7 protein-coding genes are annotated in these 4,683 nt (G+C 67.9%); 2 read left to right on the forward strand and 5 right to left on the reverse strand.

All coding sequences use genetic code 11. The features are described from left to right. The coding region (rsfS, locus tag QOC69_RS13675; RefSeq protein WP_526440315.1) for a ribosome silencing factor at nt 1-364 on the reverse strand (364 nt) is incomplete at its 3' end. Beyond that, nucleotides 361-984: a nicotinate-nucleotide adenylyltransferase gene (gene nadD / locus QOC69_RS13680; RefSeq protein ID WP_526440327.1), complete on the reverse strand. Its 624-nt coding sequence runs from the start codon at nt 982-984 to the stop codon at nt 361-363. The genes nadD and rsfS, both read right to left, overlap by 4 nt. 70 nt (nt 985-1,054) lie before the next feature. On the opposite strand from nadD, the gene QOC69_RS13685 reads away from it, so the two are divergent. Further along, nucleotides 1,055-1,288: an AbrB/MazE/SpoVT family DNA-binding domain-containing protein gene (locus QOC69_RS13685; protein ID WP_526440317.1), complete on the forward strand. Its 234-nt coding sequence runs from the start codon at nt 1,055-1,057 to the stop codon at nt 1,286-1,288. Further along, the gene (locus QOC69_RS13690) at nt 1,272-1,700 is read left to right on the forward strand and encodes a type II toxin-antitoxin system VapC family toxin (RefSeq protein ID WP_526440319.1); all 429 of its coding nucleotides are present in this window, start codon (nt 1,272-1,274) and stop codon (nt 1,698-1,700) included. Before QOC69_RS13685 ends, QOC69_RS13690 begins: the two co-directional genes overlap by 17 nt. 19 nt (nt 1,701-1,719) lie before the next feature. On the opposite strand, the gene QOC69_RS13695 is transcribed toward QOC69_RS13690, so the two are convergent. The 3 genes from QOC69_RS13695 to QOC69_RS13705 form a co-directional block, all read right to left on the reverse strand. Next, the gene (locus QOC69_RS13695) at nt 1,720-3,168 is read right to left on the reverse strand and encodes a vWA domain-containing protein (protein WP_526440321.1); all 1,449 of its coding nucleotides are present in this window, start codon (nt 3,166-3,168) and stop codon (nt 1,720-1,722) included. A gap of 12 nt (nt 3,169-3,180) precedes the next feature. Further along, nucleotides 3,181-4,056 carry an AAA family ATPase gene (locus QOC69_RS13700; RefSeq protein ID WP_526440323.1) on the reverse strand — a complete coding sequence of 292 codons (876 nt, stop codon included), beginning with the start codon at nt 4,054-4,056 and terminating at the stop codon, nt 3,181-3,183. Nucleotides 4,057-4,073: 17 nt separating this feature from the next. Then, nucleotides 4,074-4,683 (reverse strand): glutamate-5-semialdehyde dehydrogenase (locus tag QOC69_RS13705; RefSeq protein WP_526440325.1); only part of this gene is annotated, 610 nt, incomplete at its 5' end.

Below are 4,683 nucleotides of genomic sequence, written 5' to 3' on the forward strand. Positions count from 1 at the left end.
GGGCACCGTCCAGATCCACCGCCACCAGCGGACAGTCGCGCCACAACCGGTCAAGGGCGTAGAAGTTGCGCTCGTCCTGGTGCTGGATGTGCACCACGATGTCGATGTAGTCCAGCAGTACCCAGCGGCCTTCGCGGGTGCCCTCGCGACGGGCCGGTTTGTGCCCGGCGACGCGCATCTTCTCCTCGACCTCGTCGACGATGGCATTGACCTGCCGGTCGTTGGACGCCGAGGCGATGACGAAGCAATCGGTGATGACGAGCTGTCCGGACACGTCGATGACGACCACGTCGTCGGCGAGCTTGGCCACGGCGGCCCTGGCTGCCACGGTGGCCATGTCGAGGGCTTCGTCGGACGCGCTCATTCTTGGGGTTCCTTGCCGGCCAGTGTGTGCGCCCGGTACAGGCCGCGTTTGGACACGTACTGCACGACGCCGTCGGGCACCAGGTACCAGATGGGCCGGCCCGATTCGGCGCGGCGCCGGCAGTCGCTCGACGAGATGGCCAGGGCGGGCACCTCGACCAGGTTCAGGGCGTCCTGCGGCAACTCCTTCATGGCCGCGGCGATGTGCTCGCCGTCGAGTTCGTATCCGGGTCGGCTGACACCGACGAAACGGGCCATGGAGAAGAGATCCTCCCAGTTCTGCCAGGACAGGATCGACGCCAGCGCATCGGCACCGGTGATGAAGAACAACTCGGTGTCGGGGTTGAGCGCCGCGAGATCACGCAGCGTGTCCTTGGTGTAGGTGGGTCCGCGACGGTCGATGTCGACGCGGCTGACGGAGAACCGCGGGTTGGCCGCAGTGGCGATGACCGTCATCAGGTAGCGGTCCTCGGCGGCCGTGACGTGGCGCTCGCGCTTCTGCCACGGCATGCCGGTCGGGACGAACGCCACTTCGTCGAGGCCAAACAGGTCGGCGACCTCGCTGGCCGCGACCAAGTGACCGTTGTGGACGGGATCGAACGTCCCACCCATCACGCCCAGCCTGCGTCGAGTCACGAATAGCCAGCTTACGGGAGGGGTCCGGGCCGGATTTCAATGGTAACGTTCGGGCATGCGGGCAACCATCGATAAGGCAGGACGATTGGTTATCCCGAAGCAGCTGCGCGATCACCTCGGGCTCCAGCCCGGTGAGGTCGAGGTAACCGCCGACGGTGCTGGACTGCGCGTCGAGGCGCTCGCCGACGACTCTCTCGAAGAGAGGGATGGGCTGCTCGTCATTCCTGCGGCGGGGGTGAAGATCACCGACGAGCTCGTGCGGTCGTTGCGGGATGCCGGCCAGCGGTAGGACGACCGCGCTGCTCGTGGACACGAGCGTCGCCGTTGCACTCTTGCTCACCGATCACGATCACCACGAGCAGACCTTCCGGACGCTGCGCGGCCGGCCTCTCGGTCTCGCCGGACACGCGGCATTCGAAACCTTCTCCGTGCTGACCCGGCTGCCGCCGCCCGCACGCAAGACTCTGGCCACCGTCGCGCGCCTGCTGGCGAATCGCTTCCCCGAAACCAGGTTCCTCGGGCCCGCTGCCTCGGCGTCGCTGCTCACCGCACTCGAGACGGCCGGGATCGCCGGTGACTCCGTCTACGACGCGTTGGTTGGTTCCGCCGCGAAAGAGCACGGGCTCCCCCTGGCGACCCGCGACCGGCGCGCACTTGACGTCTATCGCGCGCTAAATGTGGACGTCGAGCTGCTGGTCTGAGGCTCGTCCCTGAACCTGATCAGACCGGCAGCAGCTGGTCGATCACCGAGGCGAGCTGCTTGGCCGACCGGCACTCGTGCATGGTGATGACGTCCTCGTAACGCGGAACCGCCGAGTCGCCACTGCCCCACAGGTGTTTGGGTTCGGGGTTGAGCCAGTGCGCGTGCCTGCTGGCGGTGACCATGTGCGTCAGAAGGTCGACCTCGGGGTTGCGGTAGTTGTTGCGGGCGTCGCCGAGCACCAGCAAGGAGCTCCGCGGGGAGAGCACGTTGGGGAAGTCGTTCAAGAACGAGACGAACGCGTGGCCGTAGTCGGAGTGGCCGTCCCGCGTGTAGACGCCCGCCTCGCGGGTGATGCGCTGGACCGCGACGGCGAGGTCGGCGTCGGGGCCGAAGAGTTCGGTGACCTCGTCGGTGGTGTCGATGAAGGCGAACACGCGCACCCGGGAGAACTGTTGGCGCAGTGCGCTGACCAACATCAGGGTGAAGTGGCTGAACCCCGCCACCGAACCGGACACGTCGCACAACACGACGAGTTCGGGCCGGGCCGGGTGCGGCTTCTTGAGCACCACGTCGATGGGCACGCCGCCGGTGGACATGGACTTGCGCAGCGTCTTGCGCAGATCGATCTCGCCGCGACGTGACCGACGCCGCCGGGCGGCCAGCCGGGTGGCCAGCGTGCGGGCGAGCGGGGCGACGACACGACGCATTTGGCGCAGCTGCTCACCGGAGGCGCGCAAGAACTCGACGTTCTCGGCCAGCTGCGGGATGCCGTACATCTGCACGTGGTCGCGGCCCAGTTGCTCGGCGGTGCGGCGCTTGGTCTCCGACTCGACCATCTTGCGCAGCTGCGAGATCCGCTTGGCGGCAATGGCCTTGGCGATCTCCTCCTGTGTGGGCGTCGGGTCGTCGCCGTACCCTGCGAGCAGTCCGGCCAGCAGCCTGCCCTCGAGTTCGTCGAGTGCCATCGCCTTGAGCGCTTGGTACGACGAGTACGACGGTCCGCGGCTGGAGCTGTAGCGGCCGAATGACTCGACGATCTGCGCGATCATCGCCGCCAGGCGGTCGTCCATGTTCTCGAGCTCCGGGTTGTCCGACAGCATCGCGATGAGCGCGTCGCGCATGGCCTCGACGTCCTGCGGCGGAAGCCCTTCGGGACTCTCGTCGCCGTCGGTGTCGTCGTCGTCGAGCACCGTGCGCGCCCCGAGCGCGGCTGGGAACCACAGGTCGAACATGGCGTCGTAGGTGTCGCGATGATCGGCGCGCCGCAGCACGGCACAGGCCAGCCCCTCGCGCAGCACCTCGCGGTCGCCGAGTCCGAGCACGGCCATCACGCGGCCCGCGTCGACCGTCTCCGACGGGCCGACCGCGATGCCCACCGAGCGCAGCGCTTCGACGAACTCCACCAGGTGCCCGGGAAGTCCGTGTGGCGCAAGCGGTTGCGGCGGCGTGGTGCGTCGGACGGCCATCAGTCGAACTCCTCAGTTCAGGCGAAGCTCGCCAGACGCGCGCTTCTGATCGGACTGGTGCTTGAGCACCACGCCGAGGGTGGCGGCGATCACCTCGTCGTCGATGGTGTCGAGTCCCAGCGCCAGGATCGTGCGGCCCCAGTCGATGGTCTCGGCGACCGACGGCACCTTCTTGAGCTGCATGCCCCGCAGCACCCCGACGATGCGCACCAACTCCTCCGCCAGCCGCTCCGGCAGTTCCGGCACGCGGGACAGCAGGATGCGCCGCTCGAGTTCGGCGTCGGGGAAGTCGATGTGCAGGAACAGACAACGGCGTTTGAGCGCCTCGGACAGCTCCCGCGTCGCATTGGAGGTCAGCAGGACGAACGGCTTGCGGGTCGCGGTGATGGTGCCGAGTTCGGGCACTGTGACGGCAAAGTCAGACAGCACCTCGAGCAGCAGGCCCTCGATCTCGATGTCGGCCTTGTCGGTCTCGTCGATCAGCAGCACGGTGGGTTCGGTGCGCCGGATGGCGGTCAGCAATGGGCGCGACAGCAGGAACTCCTCGCTGAACACGTCCATCTTGGTCTGATCCCAGTCGCCCGACCCGGCCTGGATGCGCAGGATCTGCTTGGCGTGATTCCACTCGTAGAGTGCGCGGGCCTCGTCGACGCCCTCGTAGCACTGCAACCGGACGAGCTCGGAGCCGGTGGCCTGCGCAACGGCGCGAGCCAGCTCCGTCTTGCCGACGCCCGCGGGACCCTCGACGAGCAGCGGCTTGTCCAGCCGGTCGGCGAGAAAGACGGCGGTGGCCGTGGCCCTGTCGGGCAGGTATCCGGTCTCGGCGAGCCGCGTGGCGACATCCTCGATGTCGGTGAACAGCGGTATCGGGCGGGCGGGCACGCTCACTCGTGTACTTCTCCTCGTTAGGCTGGACGGGTGTGGCCGTCGCCCCACACGATCCACTTGGTTGACGTCAATTCTGGCAGCCCCATCGGGCCGCGGGCGTGCAGCTTCTGGGTGGAGATGCCGATCTCGGCACCGAACCCGAACTGCTCACCGTCGGTGAAGGCGGTCGACGCGTTCACCATCACAGCGGCCGCGTCCACTTGGTCGGTGAAGCGTTGCGCGGCTGCGAGATTCGTCGTCACGATGGCCTCGGTGTGACCGGTGCCGTACTCGTTGATGTGGGCGATCGCGGCGTCGATGCCGTCAACCACCGCAAGCGCGATGTCCATCGAGAGGAACTCGGCCCGCAGGTCGTCCTCGCTGGGGTCGAGGTGCACCGTCACGCCCGCGTCCTGCAGCGCGCCGACCAGACGGGGCACGGCCCGGTCGGCGATCGCGGCGTCGATCAGCAGCGACTCGGCGGCGTTGCACACGCTGGGCCGGCGCGTCTTGGAGTTCAGCAGGATGCGTTCGGCGACATCGAGATTCGCGGCCTCGTGCACGTAGACGTGACAGTTGCCGACGCCCGTCTCGATGGTCGGCACGGTGGCGTCGCGCACCACCGCGTCGATCAGGCCGGCTCCCCCG

This window comes from Mycobacterium sp. (genome assembly GCF_032162105.1).
GTDB lineage: Bacteria > Actinomycetota > Actinomycetes > Mycobacteriales > Mycobacteriaceae > Mycobacterium.